At 66.5% G+C, this 15,855-nt stretch carries 11 protein-coding genes; 10 read left to right on the top strand and 1 reads right to left on the bottom strand.

The window, feature by feature from the left end; all coding sequences use genetic code 11:
• Positions 1–213: 213 nt before the first annotated feature.
• The 8 genes from KW843_RS01445 (at position 214) to KW843_RS01480 (ending at position 11,280) form a co-directional block, all read left to right on the top strand.
• Positions 214–1,794, top strand: coding sequence for an ABC transporter substrate-binding protein (locus KW843_RS01445; protein WP_218293320.1), 1,581 nt, complete (start codon positions 214–216; stop codon positions 1,792–1,794).
• A 141-nt stretch (positions 1,795–1,935) separates the two neighbouring features.
• Complete coding sequence (locus KW843_RS01450) at positions 1,936–2,916, top strand: ABC transporter permease (RefSeq protein WP_218293321.1); 981 nt, start codon at positions 1,936–1,938, stop codon at positions 2,914–2,916.
• A 148-nt stretch (positions 2,917–3,064) separates the two neighbouring features.
• Complete coding sequence (locus KW843_RS01455) at positions 3,065–4,282, top strand: M20 aminoacylase family protein (RefSeq protein ID WP_218293322.1); 1,218 nt, start codon at positions 3,065–3,067, stop codon at positions 4,280–4,282.
• Between the two features lie 85 nt (positions 4,283–4,367).
• A complete protein-coding gene (locus KW843_RS01460; protein ID WP_218293323.1) occupies positions 4,368–5,951 on the top strand; it encodes an ABC transporter substrate-binding protein in 1,584 nt (527 codons plus the stop codon).
• A gap of 133 nt (positions 5,952–6,084) precedes the next feature.
• Entirely contained in the window at positions 6,085–6,996 is a 912-nt protein-coding gene (locus tag KW843_RS01465) for an ABC transporter permease (protein WP_218293324.1), read from the top strand.
• 32 nt (positions 6,997–7,028) lie between these two features.
• Positions 7,029–8,018, top strand: a complete 990-nt coding sequence (locus KW843_RS01470) for an ABC transporter ATP-binding protein (RefSeq protein WP_218293325.1) — start codon at positions 7,029–7,031, stop codon at positions 8,016–8,018.
• A complete protein-coding gene (locus KW843_RS01475; protein WP_218293326.1) occupies positions 8,015–9,067 on the top strand; it encodes an ABC transporter ATP-binding protein in 1,053 nt (350 codons plus the stop codon). The genes KW843_RS01470 and KW843_RS01475 overlap by 4 nt, the downstream gene beginning before the upstream one ends.
• A gap of 356 nt (positions 9,068–9,423) precedes the next feature.
• Positions 9,424–11,280, top strand: a complete 1,857-nt coding sequence (locus KW843_RS01480; protein ID WP_218293327.1) for a hypothetical protein — start codon at positions 9,424–9,426, stop codon at positions 11,278–11,280.
• A gap of 129 nt (positions 11,281–11,409) precedes the next feature.
• Here the strand turns inward: KW843_RS01480 and KW843_RS01485 are convergent, their stop codons facing one another.
• Positions 11,410–12,255, bottom strand: a complete 846-nt coding sequence (locus KW843_RS01485; protein ID WP_218293328.1) for a MurR/RpiR family transcriptional regulator — start codon at positions 12,253–12,255, stop codon at positions 11,410–11,412.
• A 286-nt stretch (positions 12,256–12,541) separates the two neighbouring features.
• On the opposite strand from KW843_RS01485, the gene KW843_RS01490 reads away from it, so the two are divergent.
• Positions 12,542–13,570, top strand: coding sequence for an ABC transporter substrate-binding protein (locus tag KW843_RS01490; RefSeq protein ID WP_218293329.1), 1,029 nt, complete (start codon positions 12,542–12,544; stop codon positions 13,568–13,570).
• A 3-nt stretch (positions 13,571–13,573) separates the two neighbouring features.
• A complete protein-coding gene (locus tag KW843_RS01495; protein ID WP_218293330.1) occupies positions 13,574–15,832 on the top strand; it encodes an iron ABC transporter permease in 2,259 nt (752 codons plus the stop codon).
• Positions 15,833–15,855 lie beyond the last annotated feature (23 nt).

Genomic DNA, 15,855 nt, shown 5'->3' on the forward strand with positions numbered 1-15,855 from the left:
CTTCCGGAGGGCCTTGTTGGCCCTGTCTCCGTGGTTTCTTTCCCTTCTTTGCCCCGGTGCAGATTCTTGGCACCATCCTTGCGTGCTGGAACGACGCAAAAGCAACGTAAATCCACCCTCAGAGGCCCTTCTCGGCGCTGGAGATTCAGGGATTTCCCGTTGGCTATAGAGCAACCTTTACTGCATAGTAAAACTTTTAATCAAGAGGGTTCCATGAAACTCAAATACAGTCTTTTGTCGGTAGCTGCCATGGCTGCACTGCTTGCAGCACCAGCGCTGCATGCCAAGCCCTTCAAATGGGCGAGCCAGGGGGAGATTGCGACCTGGGATATCCATTCCCAAAACAATGCACTGCAAAACGGCATTCATGCCAATGTGTATGAGAGCCTGGTCTACTACAACAGCAAGACATTTGACGTGGAGCCCGTCCTGGCGACCTCCTGGAAAGAGGTCAGCCCCACACAGGTGCGCTTCACGCTGCGCCAGGGAGTGAAGTTCCATGATGGGTCGGCGTTCACCGCCGATGACGCCGTGTACTCGCTGCAGCGCGCGATGGCGAAGACGTCGAACTTCACGCCCTACATCCAGGGCATCAGCAAGGTCAACAAGGTCGACGCGCAAACCATCGACGTCATCCTGACGGCCCCCAATCCCGTGCTGCTGCGCCAGATGACCGAACTGCGCATGATGAGCAAGGCCTGGGCGGAAAAGAACAAGTCCGTGGAGCCCAAGGACATCAAGGGCAGCGATGAGAACTTTGCCCACCGCAATGCCATGGGCACCGGCCCCTACACGCTGGAGTCGTGGCAGCCCGATGTGAAGATGGTCTTCAAGCGCAACCCCAACTGGTGGGGCAAGATGGACGGCAACGTCACGGAAATCGTCTACACCCCGATCAAGTCCGCCGCCACGCGCATCGCTGCGCTGCTGTCGGGCGAAGTGGACATGGTGCTGGACCCCACGCCCCAGGATCTGGGTCGCCTGCGCGCCAGCCCCGACCTGAAGGTGATCGACGGTGTGGAGAACCGCACCATCTTCCTGGGCATGGACCAGTTCCGCGATGAGCTGCCAGGCTCCAACATCAAGGGCAAGAACCCGCTCAAGGACGTGCGCGTGCGCAAGGCCCTGTACCAGGCCATCGATGCCGACACGATCTCGCGCAACATCATGCGCGGCCTGGGCAAGCCTACGGGCACCATCGTGGCGCCCCAGGTGGCCGGATACACCGAAGCCGTAGGCAAGCGTTTCCCCTACAGTGTCGAAGCCTCCAAGAAGCTGCTGGCCGAAGCGGGTTATCCCGATGGCTTCGAAGTGGATTTCGCCTGCCCGAACAACCGCTACATCAACGACGAGGCCATCTGCCAGGCCGTGACGGCCATGTGGTCGCGTGTGGGCGTGAAGGCCAAGCTGCGCACGCTGCCACTGGTGAACTATTTCCCCATGATCCAGCGCTACGAAGCCAGCATCTACATGCTGGGCTGGGGCGTGCCGACGTTCGATGCGTTGTACAGCCTGCAGTCGCTGGTACGCACCGTGGGCCAGGGGGGTGACGGCAACTACAACGTGGGCCGCTACAGCAACCAGCGCATGGACTACCTGGTGGACCGGATCAAGGCCGAGACGGACGCTCCCGTGCGCGCGCGCATGCTGACGGAGGCGCTGCAGCTGTCCAATGACACCGTATCCCACCTTCCTCTGCATGACCAGGTGATACCCTGGGCCATGAAGAAGAACGTGGAGCTGGTCCACCGCGCCGACAACCGCGTGGACATGCGCACGGTCAAGGTGAACTGATCGATTGTCGATACGCTGAGAGCAAGGGCCTCGAGGCCCTTGCTCTCCTTGATTCAGTTTGACGACGACGTATTGCCAGTCAGTGCCCCTGCCATCAAAAGTGGCCGCGGTGCCTTTATCGAACACTCACTCGACTTCCCGATGCTTGCCTTTATATTGCGCCGCCTGATACAGGCTGTGATTGTCATGGTCACGGTGGCCTTCATCTCCTTCATGCTGTTCCAGTACGTGGGAGATCCCGTGGTGTTTCTGCTGGGACAGGATGCCACCCCTGAACAGATCCGGGAGCTGCGTGCCTCCCTCGGCCTGGACAAACCCTTCTTCGTGCAGTTCTGGCACTTTCTCGTGAATGCGGCGCAAGGCGAATTCGGCCTGAGCCTGCGCCAGGGTGCCAAGGTCTCGCGCCTCATTGCCGAGCGTTTCCCCGCCACGCTGGAGCTGGCGCTGGTCGCCGCGGTGCTGGCGCTGGTGATCGGCGTGCCCATGGGCGTGTATGCGGCGCTCAAGCGCGGCACCTTCACCAGCCAGATGTTCATGACGCTTTCGCTGCTCGGCGTGTCGCTGCCCACCTTCCTGATCGGCATCCTGCTGATCCTGGTGTTTGCGGTGACCCTGGGCTGGTTCCCGAGTTTTGGCCGCGGGGAAGTGGTGCAGCTGGGATGGTGGAGCACCGGCCTGCTCAAGGCCAAGGGCTGGCACCACATCACGCTACCCGCCATCACGCTGGCCATCTTCCAGCTCACGCTGATCATGCGGCTGGTGCGCGCGGAGATGCTGGAGGTGCTGCGCACGGACTACATCAAGTTCGCGCGGGCCCGGGGCCTGTCCAATCGCGCCATCCATTTTGGGCACGCGCTCAAGAACACGCTGGTGCCCGTGATGACCATCACCGGCCTGCAGCTGGGCGGCCTGATCGCGTTTGCGATCATCACCGAGACCGTGTTCCAGTGGCCCGGCATGGGCCTGCTGTTCATCCAGGCCGTGACCTTTGCGGACATTCCTGTGATGGCGGCGTACCTCTGCCTGATCGCGCTGATCTTCGTGGTGATCAACCTGGTGGTGGATCTGCTGTACTTCGCGGTGGACCCCCGTCTGCGCGTGGGCAAGGCAGGAGGCCATTGAATGAGCTCCCCCCTGAGTCGCTTCGCGCCATCCCCCCGGAGGGGGGATGCTCCCAGCGCGGCGGGGCGGCCCTTGCGCGGCAGCACTGGCCTGGGCCGCGCCGGTTTTGCCGGCTGCTGGCGCTGCACGAGCTTTCCGGGCGTCTGACATGCAGTCGCTCCGATACAAAGCGGGTGGCCGGGCGTTTGCGCACATCGCGCAGTTCCATCCGGAGCTGACCGCCCTGCGCCGCGATCTGCACGCCCATCCCGAGCTGGGCTTTGAAGAAATCTATACAGGCAACCGCGTGAAAGAGGCGCTCAAGGTGTGCGGCGTGGACGAGATCCACGACGGCATCGGCCGCACGGGCATCGTTGCGGTGATCCGCGGCCGCAGCACCTCCAGCGGCTCCATGGTGGGCCTGCGTGCCGACATGGATGCGCTGCCTTTGGCAGAGCACAACGACTTCTCCTGGAAGTCGTGCAAGCCCGGCCTCATGCACGGCTGTGGCCACGACGGCCACACCGCCATGCTGGTGGGCGCGGCGCGCTACCTGGCCGAGACCCGCAATTTCGACGGCACGGCCGTGCTCGTGTTCCAGCCAGGCGAGGAGGGCTTGGCGGGCGCCCGCGTGATGATGGAAGACGGCCTGTTCGACCGGTTCCCGGTGCAGTCCATCTATGCCATGCACAACTGGCCGGCCATGAAGCCCGGCACCGTGGGCATCAACCCGGGCCCCATGATGGCGGCGGCCGACCGCTTCACCATCGAGATCACGGGGCGCGGCGGCCACGGCGCGCATGCCTACCAGACGGTGGACGTGCTGGTGGTGGCCGCGCACATCATCACGGCGGCGCAGAGCATCGTGTCGCGCAACGTGCGCCCCATCGAAAGTGCCGTGGTCAGCATCTGCGCCGCGCAGGCAGGCGATCTGGGCGCCTTCAGCGTGCTACCCGGCTCCGCCACCCTGGTGGGCACCGTGCGCACGTTCGACCCCGTGGTGCAGGAGATGGTGGAAAAGCGCCTCAAGGAACTGTGCAACGCGATTGCTCTGGGCTTTGGGGCCAATGCCACGGTGCACTACGAGCGCATCTACCCGGCCACGATCAACAGCGAGAGCGAGGCCGTCTTCGCGGGCGACGTGGCCGAATCCCTGCTGGGCGCGGACCACGTGGTGCGCGACCTGGAGCCCAGCATGGGCGCGGAAGACTTCGCCTTCATGCTCCAGACCCGCCCGGGCGCCTACCTGCGCATCGGCCAGGGTACCGGCGCCAGCGGCAGTGCGCTGCACAACAGCCGCTACGACTTCAACGACGACATCCTGCCGCTGGGCTCTGCATTGCATGCGAGCCTGATCGAGCAGTCCATGCCCCTGGCGGTGCCCTGAGGGCTGCATCCCCTTCGCGCAACGCCAGCATCCAATCCCTGGATCCACCACCTTTCGCACCCCTTTTCACTACGAGGAGATTTCCATGAAATTCCAGAAAAAAGCCGCCCTTGCCGCACTGTTTGCCGCGATGGCCGCAACCAGCATGGTCGCCAATGCGCAGACCATCCGAATTGCCAACCAGGGCGATGCGCTCTCCATGGATCCGCACTCGCTCAACGAATCGCTCCAGCTGAGCGTGACCAGCAACGTGTACGAGCCGCTGGTCGGCCGCAACAAGGACCTAAGCCTGGCGCCGGCGCTGGCCACGGCCTGGAAGCAAACCGCACCCACCGTGTGGCGGTTCGAGCTGCGCAAGGGCGTGCAATTCCATGACGGCACCCCCTTCACGGCAGACGACGTGGTGTTCAGCTTTGGCCGCATGAAGGGCGAGGGCTCGGACATGAAGGCCACCAACAGCGACATCAAGCAGGTGCGCAAGATCGACGATCACACCGTCGAGATCGAAACCATGGCGCCGCAGCCCATCCTGCCCGACGTGATCACGACCTCCTACATCATGAGCAAGAAGTGGTGCGAGACCAACCAGGCCGTGATGCCCGTCGACCGCCGCAAGGGCATCGAGAACGCTGCCTCGTTCCGCGCCAACGGCACAGGCCCCTTCCGCCTGCGCGAGCGCCAGCCCAACGTGCGCTCGGTGTTCGTGCGCAACGGCTCCTACTGGGGCAAGATCGAGGGCAACGTGACCGAAGTGGTGTTCACGCCCATCGCCAACGATGCCACGCGCGTGGCGGCGCTGCTGTCGGGCGAAGTGGATGTGATGGAGCCCGTGCCGGTGCAGGACATCGACCGTGTCAACAACAGCCCCAACACGCGTGCGGTGACCGGCCCCGAGCTGCGCACCATCTTCCTGGGCATGGACCAGAAGCGCGACGAGCTGCTGTACTCCAACGTGAAGGGCAAGAACCCCTTCAAGGACAAGCGCGTCCGCCAGGCCTTCTACCAGGCCATCGACATCGACGGCATCAAGAAGACCGTGATGCGCGGCGCCTCCAACCCTTCCGCGCTGATGGTGGGCCCTGGCATCAACGGCTTCCAGCCCGAGACCAAGCGCCTGCCGTACGACGTCGAAGCCGCCAAGAAGCTGATGGTGGAAGCCGGCTACCCCAATGGCTTCGAAGTGTCCATGAACTGCCCGAACGACCGCTACGTGAACGACGGCCGCATCTGCCAGACCGTGGCCGCCAACCTCTCGCGCATCAACGTCAAGATCAACCTGCAGGCCGAGACCAAGGGTACCTACTTCCCCAAGGTGCTGCGCCGCGACACCAGCTTCTACATGCTGGGCTGGACGCCCACGACCTACGACGCGCACAACGCGCTCAACGCGCTCATGATCTGCCCGGACGACAAGGGCGGTGCCGGCCAGTTCAACCTGGGCGCCTATTGCAACCCCAAGCTCGATGAACTGACGAAGAAGGTGCTGGTCGAGACCGACAAGGCCAAGCGCGACGCGATGATCAAGGAAGCCTTCGACCTGCACAGCGCCGACATCGGCCACCTGCCGCTGCACCAGCAGGCGCTGGCCTGGGGCGTGAACAAGAACGTGAAACTCGTGCAGATGGCCGACAACTTCATGTACTTCAAGTGGATGACCATCGGCAAGTAAGCGGTCAGAAGATTTCGTACCTAGATCGTCGCAAAAGAATCAAGAGAAACGACAACCGGTTCTTTTGAAAGTCCACACCACCGCGAGGCCGCTACCCGGGCCTGGCGGTGGTGCCTGTTTACTGGTTCCCACAATGAAAACTACCCTTGCCCGCTGGCTCGACAGCGATGTTGGCTACAGCTTCCGCACATCGCCGGTGGCCATGCTGGCCGCAGCGATCGCGCTGGTCTGCGTGTTCTGTTCGGTGTTCGCCGGATGGGTCGCGCCCCACAACCCGTTTGACCTGGCCACGCTCGAACTCAGCGATGCGCGGCTGCCCCCGGCCTGGAGCGCCGAAGGCTCCATGAAATACCCGCTGGGCACCGATGACCAGGGCCGCGACATCCTTTCCGCGCTGATCTACGGCGCGCGCATCTCCCTCGTCGTGGGCATCGCGTCGGTGCTGCTCTCGGTGGTGGTGGGCGTGGCGTTTGGCCTGCTGGCGGGATTTCGCGGCGGCTGGATCGACGCGGTGCTCATGCGCCTGTGCGACGTGATGCTGTCGTTTCCGGCCATCCTGGTCGCCCTGCTGATTGCCGGTGTGGGCCGCGCGCTGTTTCCCAACGCGCACGAGTCGCTGGCCTTTGGCGTGCTCATCATCTCGATCTCGCTGACGGGCTGGGTGCAGTACGCACGCACCGTGCGCGGCTCCACGCTGGTGGAGCGCAACAAGGAGTACGTGCAGGCCGCGCGCGTGACGGGCGTCTCGTCGCTGCGCATCATGCGCAAGCACGTGTTGCCCAATGTGATGGGCCCGGTGCTCGTGCTGGCCACCATCCAGGTCGCCACCGCCATCATCACCGAGGCCACGCTGTCCTTCCTGGGCGTGGGCGCGCCGCCCACATCGCCGTCGCTGGGCACGCTGATCCGCATCGGCAACGACTACCTGTTCTCGGGCGAATGGTGGATCACCGTGTTCCCCGGTGCCATGCTGGTGCTGATTGCTCTTTCCGTGAATCTATTGGGCGACTGGTTGCGTGATGCCCTCAATCCGCGCCTGCGCTGAACAAGAACAAGAACAAGAAAAGCGATATCCCCATGAGCCTTCTAGAAGTCAAAAACCTCGTTGTCGAATTCCCGGGCCGCCGCGGTACCCTGCGCGCCCTGGACGACATTTCCTTCTCCATCGCACCCGGCGAGATCCTGGGTGTGGTGGGTGAATCTGGCGCGGGCAAGTCGCTCACCGGCGCCGCCATCATCGGCCTGCTGGAGCCACCGGGCCGCGTGGCATCCGGCCAGATCCTGCTCGAGGGCCAGCGCATCGACAACCTCAGCAATGAGCAAATGCGGCATATCCGCGGCCGCCGGATCGGCGCCATCTTCCAGGACCCGCTGACCTCGCTGAACCCGCTGTACACCGTGGGCCGCCAGCTCACCGAGACCATCCTGGCCCACCTGCCGGTCACGCCCGCCGAGGCCCGCCAGCGCGCCATCGCGCTGCTGCAGGACACCGGCATTCCGGCGGCGGCGGAGCGCATCGACCACTACCCGCACCAGTTCTCCGGCGGCATGCGCCAGCGCGTGGTGATCGCCCTGGCCCTGGCTGCCGAGCCCAAGCTCATCGTGGCCGACGAGCCCACCACGGCGCTCGACGTGTCCATCCAGGCGCAGATCATCACGCTGCTGAAAAACATCTGCAAATCGCGCGGTGCCGCCGTGATGCTGATCACCCATGACATGGGCGTGATCGCCGAGACCTGCGACCGCGTGGCCGTGCTGTATGCCGGCCGCGTGGCCGAGATCGGCCCCGTGCACGACGTCATCAACAAGCCATCGCACCCCTACACCAGCGGCCTGATGGCCTCCATCCCTGACATGGCGGTGGACCGCGAGCGCCTGAACCAGATCGACGGGGCCATGCCCCGCTTGAATGCCATCCCCAAGGGCTGTGCCTACAACCCGCGCTGCCCCAAGACCTTTGACCGCTGCATGACCGAACGTCCCGACCTGATGGATGCGGGCTCCACCCGCGCCGCCTGCTGGCTGCACGCCGGCGCCACGATGAAAAACGCCGAGGTGGCCGCATGAGCACTACGACCACCGCCACCACCGCCGCCGCAGGCAAGGCCCCCGTCGCCGCCCAAGGCCGGCCCCTCGTGCAGGCGCACGATCTGGCCAAGACTTTCGATGTCTCCGCCCCCTGGCTCAACCGCGTCATCGAGCGCAAGCCCCGCACGCTGCTGCATGCGGTCGACGGCGTGAGCTTCGAGATCGAACGGGGCAAGACACTCGCCCTGGTGGGCGAATCGGGCTGCGGCAAGAGCACGGTGGCCCGTTTGCTGGTGGGCCTGTACGAGCCGACACGCGGCGGCCTCACCTTCGACGGCCAGGACGCGCACGCCGCCTTCAAGGGCAACGATGCCCAGGCCATGCGCCGGCGCATCCAGATGATCTTCCAGGACCCCTATGCCAGCCTGAACCCGCGCTGGCTGGTCGAGGACATCATCGGTGAGCCGCTGCGCGAGCACGGCCTCATCACCGACAAGGTCGAGCTCAAGGCCCGCGTGGGCGAGCTGCTCAAGTCCGTGGGCCTGTCGCCGCTGGACATGGTCAAGTACCCGCACCAGTTCTCCGGCGGCCAGCGCCAGCGCATCTCCATCGCGCGCGCCCTGGCCACCGAGCCCGAGTTCCTGGTGTGCGACGAGCCCACCTCGGCGCTCGACGTGTCGGTGCAGGCGCAGGTGCTCAACATCATGAAGGACCTGCAGCGCGAGCGGCAGCTCACGTACCTGTTCATCAGCCACAACCTGGCCGTGGTGCGCCACGTGAGCGACCAGGTCGGCGTGATGTACCTGGGCCGCCTGGTGGAACTGGCCGACAAGCACACGCTGTTCGATACGCCACGCCACCCCTACACGCGCATGCTGCTCGATGCCATCCCCAAGATGCACGACACCGGCAAGGCGCGCACGCCGGTGCAGGGCGAGGTGCCCAACCCGCTGAACCCGCCCCCCGGCTGCGCCTTCAATCCGCGCTGCCCGCACGTGAACGACCGCTGCCGCGCCGAACGGCCCCAGCTGCTCAGCATTGGCGGCATCCGGATCGCCTGCCATGCGGTGGAAGAGGGGCGGATCTGAGAGTTTGCTCCTGAATTTATAGCTGCTTGCGCTTGATGGGAAAGCGCTGAGGGCCTGTCTGGCTGTCAAACTGGCTGGTGTGCGCCTTGCCGGGAGTACCTGGCTTGGCGCCATGGAACACCCCCGACGCCGGCTGCCGGGGCCTGGGCCCCGCAGCGACCCGTGGGCGGCACCCGCGGTCGCCCCGGCGGTGCGCACCAGGCGTCGGTGGCTGCGGGCTCCGCGCTTGCCAAATTGCGCTTGGTGGGTTGGCAAGTGGTTCGTATGATGTCTTATTACCAGATGTTGCAGAGCCGGATCGCTACCGCGTCCCTTTGGGGAATCCGGCCTCGTCCACCCCTTTCTTTTCTGAATCCATGCTCGCTCTCATGCTTGCGACGCGCCTGCGCTCTGCGCGCCGCATTGTTTTCCAACAATTGACCGTGCTCTGGCGGTCGCCCTGGTTGCGCGGCGGCCGGGGACTTCTCCATGCCGTGGTTGCTGTGCTGGCCGTTGCCTCCCTGGCGCATGCAGTGCCCGCCCATGCCGCCACGGAGATCCGCACGCTGATCGACAGCGACAACAACCCCGCGACCGGCTGTACCGTCGCCACTCCGGGCGGGGCCTTCGGGGGCGTGGAGCAGGCTGCCATCACCCGCATCGACCTGCTGGCGGCCGAGCCGGTGGGGGATGTCGCGCGAGAGGTCTGCCAGAGCGGAGTGCTGGTGGCCGACCCCAGCTTCGTGCCCAGCGCGCCCTTGCACTGGCCTCTGGGTGTCGCTGCCGCCGGCATGCACACGGACGTTGTCGAAAGTTATGCGCAACTGGTGAGTGCGGCGGCGTCCGGCGTGCGGCTAGGATTCGTCGCCAGCACCACCGACGGCAGCGCGCCGCCCAGCGCCCTGTTGTCGGCTGATGGCAGCGGCGGTTCGCCGATCCATCTGGCCGCGGCGGCGGCAGCTGCCGTGGCCGTGCCCGCACTGGGTGGGGCCGGCCTGCTGCTGGTGGCCTGTGCGCTGGTCTTTGCCACTTACCGCTTTGCCCGCGTTCGCCGCTACGCGGCCACCGGTGCCACCTTGTGCCTGTTGCTCGTGGTGAGCCTGGCCTGGGCCGCGATCGTGCGCGACGGGTCGCCGTCGGACTGGGGTGGTACGCCGCCCGTGGCGACGGCTTCCACCACCGGCCCGCACCAGATCGCGGCCGTCTACGCGCGGCTGGAAGGCAGCACCCTGCAGCTGCGCTATGACCTGGACCTCGGCGTGCGGGACGGCGCGCCGCTGGACGATGGGCCGTTCGCCGCCACCGTGGGTGCCCCGTTGTCCGTGCCCGCACCGGGCCTGCTGTCCAACGATGCGCCTGGTTCCCCGCCGTTGCAGGTCCGCGAGTTCCGCGTGCAAGGCGCGGTCTCCAACACGCCGGCGGGCGGGGTGGTCGCGTTCGCGGGCAACTCGCTGACGGTGGCGGCGGATGGTGGATTCACCGTGGGGCCGCCCACGCTCCCCGGCACCTACCGCTTCGAGTACCGCGCGCACAACCGGCTGACCCCCGGAGGGTGGGGCGTGGCGACGGTCGAGGTGGCGGCTGCCAACGTCTGCGGCGACGGGGTGCGCACCGGCGCCGAGGTCTGCGATGACGGCAATGCCGTCACGGAGACCAGCTGTCCCTATGGCACCGTGTCCTGCACCACCTGCAACGCCACCTGCACGGCAACGCTGAGCCTGACCGGCCAGTTTTGTGGCGACGGCGCTCGCAACGGCGCCGAGGTCTGCGACGACGGCAACAACGTGACGGAGACCAGCTGCCCGGACGGCACGGCCACCTGCCAGGCATGCAACGCCACCTGCACGGCGACGCTGAACCTCACGGGCGCCTTCTGCGGCGACGGCATACGCAACGGCGCCGAGGTCTGCGACGACGGCAACAACGTGACGGAAACCAGCTGTCCGGACGGCACCGCCACCTGCATGAGGTGCAACGCCACCTGCACGGCGACGCTGAGCCTCACGGGCGCCTTCTGCGGCGACGGCATACGCAACGGCGCCGAGGTCTGCGACGACGGCAACAACGTGACGGAGACCAGCTGCCCCTATGGCAGCGCTTCCTGCATGGCCTGCAACGCCTCCTGCACGGCGCCGTTGAGCCTGACGGGCGGGTACTGTGGTGACGGGGTCGTCAACGGCGGGGAGGTCTGTGATGGCACTCCGGGCTGTTCGGCCATGTGCACGCCGCTGTAGGGGCAGCCATCCGGGCACCGGCCGGCAGAGGGTGTGCCGTCGGCGCCGCCGGGCCGGCGGTGGTCGGCGGTTCTGGGCACGCAGGGGCCGATGTCCCGAGGGTGGCGGATCCTGCGGGCGGCAGGGCGCCTACGCGTAGCGCTTGGCGCGGAGGTTTTCCTTCATCTGCTGCAGGATGGGCTGCAGCGAGCTGCCGATGCGCAGCGCCACGCAGGTCGCCAACACGTCGATGATCAGCAGGTGCATCAGGCGCGACACCATCGGGCTGTAGCGGTCGTAGCCCTCGGGGTGGTCGGCGGCCAGGTGGATCTGGCAGGTGCTGGCCAGGGGCGAGCCGCTGGCCGTGATGACGATGGTGGTCGCGCCGTTCCTGCGCGCGATGTCCGCCGCGTCCATCAGGTCGCGCGTGCGGCCCGAGTTGGAGATGATCACCGCGCAGTCGCCCGGGCCCAGCAAGGTGGCGCTCATCACCTGCATGTGGCCGTCGCTGCTGGCGATGGAGGTAACGCCCAGGCGAAAGAATTTGTGCTGGGCGTCCTGCGCAACGATGCCCGAATTGCCCACGCCGTAGAACTCGATGCGCTTGCCCGTCTTCCAGGTCGCGGCAATCGCCTCGGCCGCGCGTTCGATGGCCACGGTGCTGGCCGCGTTGCGGTACTGCAGGAAGGCGGCCACCGCGTTGTCGACGACCTTCACCAGCACGTCGCCCGTCTTGTCATCCGCATCCACGCTGCGGTGGATGAAGGGCACGCCCTCGCTCACGCTGCCCGCGAGCTTGAGCTTGAAATCGGCCAGCCCGTCATAGCCCATGCTGCGGCAAAAGCGCACCACCGTGGGCTTGCTCACGTGGGCGCGCTCGGCCAGCTCGCGCACGGGCAGCCGTGCGAACGCGCGGGGGTCGGTGAGCACCAGCTTGGCCACCCGCTGTTCGGCGGGGGCCAGCGAGGGCAGGGAGGCGGTGATGCGGTCGAGCATGTCGGTGAAGGCGTGTCAGTGGCGCCGGCAGCCGGGCGGGCCAAGGCGGCGCATCGACGGGGAGCAAGACAGGGCGGGCATGGGCGGGCTCGTGGTCGGCGGCGCCGCCGGGGATGGCGGTGTCGCATGTTCGCCTAATGTAACTTGGTTCCAAACGCCACGGGGAGGGGGCTGGCCCTGCCTTTCATCCTGCTTGCACCATGCCTGCGGGGTTCCCCCCTGACCCGGCCAGGGCCGCAGCAATAGCATCCTTGCATCACGTAATCCCGATACCTAGGAGCCTTTCATGCGCAAACCTCTGCTGAAGAACCTGCTGGCCGGAGCGGCCCTTGCGACCGCGGCCTGCGGCAGCTGGGCCCAGGGCCAGGTCAACATCATCTGTTCGGTGCAGGCCGAGTGGTGCAACCTGATGTCCACGGTGTACGCCAAGACCACCGGCACCAAGGTCAACATGACGGCCAAGGGATCGGGCGAGGCGCTGGCCCAGCTCAATGCCGAGAAGGCCAACCCCAAGACCGACATCTGGTTCGGCGGCACGGGCGACCCGCACCTGCAGGCGGCCGAGCAGGGTCTCACGCTCGAATACAAATCGCCGCAGCTCGCCCAGCTCTACCCCTGGGCGCAGAAGCAGGCCACCGATTCCAAATACCGTACCGTGGGCGTGTACCTGGGCCCGCTGGGCTTTGGCTACAACAAGGAGTTGCTGGCCAAGCGCAAGCTCAACCCGCCGCAGTCGTGGGCCGACCTGCTCAAGCCCGAGTTCAAGGGCGAGGTGCAGATGGCCAACCCGGCCTCCAGCGGCACGGCCTACACCATGATCGCCACGCTGGTGCAGATCATGGGCGAGGAAAAGGCGTTCGAGTACCTCAAGGCCCTGCACCCCAACGTGAGCACCTACACGCGCTCGGGCACTGCGCCGGTCAAGGCCGCGGCGCGGGGCGAGACCACGGTCTCCATCAGCTTCGTGCACGACGTGACCACCGAGGCGGTCAACGGCTTTCCCGTCGGGTCCATCACGCCCTCGGAAGGGACGGGCGCCGAGGTGGGCTCGATGAGCATCGTCAAGAACGGCCCGAACACCGATGCGGCCAAGAAGTTCTACGAATGGGCGCTCACGCCCGGGGGGCAGCAGTTCGGCCTGGCGGCCAAGCAGTTCCAGCTGCCCAGCAACACGCAGGTGCCCAAGGACCCGCGCATGACCGACCCGGCCAAGATGAAGCTCATCAACTACGACTACGCCAAGTACGGCGCGAGCGCCGAGCGCCGCCGCCTGATCGCGCGCTGGGAAAAAGACGTGCAGAACGCTGCGCGCTGAGGGATGGTGGTGTCGGCAGCAGCCGCGGCGGCGCACGCAACTTTTCGAACCTCAGCGCGAAGCGCCTCGGTCAACCGGCCCCTGTGGGTCTGGTGGGTCGTGGGCGTGCTGGGCTATCTGGCATTTCCCTGGTATGCGCAGCAGGATGCCAACGGCCTGCTCGCGGTGGGACAGGTCTTCAGCAGCGAACAGGCGGCCAACGGGCTGATGCAGGCGGCGTTGTTCGGCCGGTCGTGGCTCTGGCTGGGCCTGGTCGGCTTGGCCGTGGCCGGGCTGGGCGCCTGCCTTCCCGCCGGCCGCACCCAGGGTGCGGTGCTGGCCGCAGGGGGCGCTCTGGGGTTGCTGGCGCTGCTGGCGAGCGGCTTCACCATCGGTGCGCGCGGCTGGGCGTTTGAATGGATGAACACCACCCTGGGCGAGCTGGGCGCGCGCCAGCCCGGCATGGGCTGGGGCGGGTTCGTGGTGCTCTCTGCGCTGCTGGTGCTGCTGGCATTTGGCGTCGCGCGGCGTGGATTCTTCAAGGGCGACCTGTTCGTGGCGGCGGCCGTGCTCACCTGCGGCAGCCTGCTGGCGCTGTTCATCGTGTTCCCCGTGCTCAAGGCGCTGTCGGCCGCGTTTTTCCTCGAAGACGGCCCGTTCTCGCTGGCCGTGGTGTGGGAGCGCATCGCGCACGAACGCAACTTCGGCCTGTCGTGCCTGGCCGGTGGCCAGCGCTGCGGCGTGGCCTGGAACACGCTGTTCCTGGGGCTGATGACAGCCACCAGCACCACGCTCCTGGGCAGCTTCATGGCGCTGATGGCCGAGCGCGCCTCGCGCCGCTATGCGCGGCCGCTGAACATCGTGGCGCTGCTGCCCATCATCACGCCGCCGTTCGTGGTGGGGCTGGGCCTCATCCTGCTGTTCGGCCGCGCCGGGGTGTTCAACCAGTTTCTCGAATACGCGTTCGGCATCACCCCGTCGCGCTGGTTCTATGGCTGGCTCGGCGTGTGGGTGGCGCAGACTTTTGCCTTCACGCCCATCGCCTTCATGATCATGCGCGGCGTGGTGCAGGGCGTGGCGCCCAGCCTGGAGGAGGCCGCGCAGACCCTGCGCGCCAGCCCGCACCGCACCTTCATGACCGTGACCCTGCCGCTGCTCAAGCCCGGCCTGGCCAACGCATTCCTGGTGGGCTTCATCGAAAGCATGGCCGACTTCGGCAACCCCATCGTGGTGGGCGGGCAGTTCTCGGTGCTCTCCACCGAGATCTTCTTCGCCATCGTGGGCGCGCAGTACGACCAGGGGCGTGCGGCGTCGCTGGCCTGGATCCTCACGTTCTTCGCGCTCACCGTGTTCGCCATCCAGCGCGGCCTGCTGGGCAAGCAGAACTTCACCACCGTGTCGGGCAAGGGCGACGCGGGCATCGCCATGCCGCTGCCCGCCGGCGTGCGCCGCGTGGTGCATTCCATCGCGCTGCCGTGGATGGCCTTCACGCTCATCGTCTACCTGTTCGCGCTGGCCGGCGGCTTCGTGCAGACCTGGGGGCGCGACTACACCATCACGCTGGCGCACTTTCGCACCGCGTTCAGCGTGGAGTGGGGCCAGTTCGGCGTGGTGTGGGCGGGCACGGCGTGGAACTCCTTCTTCACCACCGTCAAGCTCGCGGCCATCTCGGCGCCGCTCACGGCCACGCTGGGCATCGGCATCGCCTGGCTGCTGGCGCGCACCGAGTTCCGGGGGCAGGGCGCGTTCGAGTTCGCGGCGCTGCTGGCCTTCGCCATCCCGGGCACGGTGCTGGGCGTGAGCTACATCCTGGCGTTCAACGTGCCGCCGTTCGAGCTCACGGGCACGGCGCTCATCATCGTGCTGTGCTTCATGTTCCGCAACCTGCCGGTGGGCGTGCGGGCGGGCACGGCGGCCTTCAAGCAGCTGGACCGCTCGCTGGACGAGGCCTCCGTCATGCTGCGCGCGGGCAGCGTGCAGACGCTGCGCCACGTGGTGCTGCCGCTGCTCAAGCCCGCGCTGGTCGCGGCGCTGGTGTACAGCTTCGTGCGCGCCATCACCACGGTGAGCGCGGTGATCTTCCTGGTCACGGCCGAAAACGAGCTGGCCACCACCTACATCATCGGCCGCGTGGGCAATGGCGACTATGGCGTGGCACTCGCGTACTGCACGGTGCTCATCCTGCTCATGTCCGCCTCCATCGGCCTGATCCAACTGCTCGTCGGCGAGCGCAAGCTGGGCCGCCGGGGCGCTGCACGCACGGCACCCGCCGCCGCGCACTGACACCTTTCAAAAAGAAGATACGC

It is taken from the genome of Acidovorax sp. sif1233, from assembly GCF_019218755.1.
Classification (GTDB): Bacteria; Pseudomonadota; Gammaproteobacteria; order Burkholderiales; family Burkholderiaceae_C; genus Acidovorax.

Excerpts from the sequence above, each read along its gene's own strand:
- KW843_RS01445 (WP_218293320.1), top strand. The coding sequence starts at position 214 with ATGAAACTCAAATACAGTCTTTTGTCGGTAGCTGCCATGGCTGCACTG.
- KW843_RS01450 (WP_218293321.1), top strand. The coding sequence starts at position 1,936 with ATGCTTGCCTTTATATTGCGCCGCCTGATACAGGCTGTGATTGTCATG.
- KW843_RS01455 (WP_218293322.1), top strand. The coding sequence starts at position 3,065 with ATGCAGTCGCTCCGATACAAAGCGGGTGGCCGGGCGTTTGCGCACATC.
- KW843_RS01460 (WP_218293323.1), top strand. The coding sequence starts at position 4,368 with ATGAAATTCCAGAAAAAAGCCGCCCTTGCCGCACTGTTTGCCGCGATG.
- KW843_RS01465 (WP_218293324.1), top strand. The coding sequence starts at position 6,085 with ATGAAAACTACCCTTGCCCGCTGGCTCGACAGCGATGTTGGCTACAGC.
- KW843_RS01470 (WP_218293325.1), top strand. The coding sequence starts at position 7,029 with ATGAGCCTTCTAGAAGTCAAAAACCTCGTTGTCGAATTCCCGGGCCGC.
- KW843_RS01475 (WP_218293326.1), top strand. The coding sequence starts at position 8,015 with ATGAGCACTACGACCACCGCCACCACCGCCGCCGCAGGCAAGGCCCCC.
- KW843_RS01480 (WP_218293327.1), top strand. The coding sequence starts at position 9,424 with ATGCTCGCTCTCATGCTTGCGACGCGCCTGCGCTCTGCGCGCCGCATT.
- KW843_RS01485 (WP_218293328.1), bottom strand. The coding sequence starts at position 12,255 with ATGCTCGACCGCATCACCGCCTCCCTGCCCTCGCTGGCCCCCGCCGAA.
- KW843_RS01490 (WP_218293329.1), top strand. The coding sequence starts at position 12,542 with ATGCGCAAACCTCTGCTGAAGAACCTGCTGGCCGGAGCGGCCCTTGCG.
- KW843_RS01495 (WP_218293330.1), top strand. The coding sequence starts at position 13,574 with ATGGTGGTGTCGGCAGCAGCCGCGGCGGCGCACGCAACTTTTCGAACC.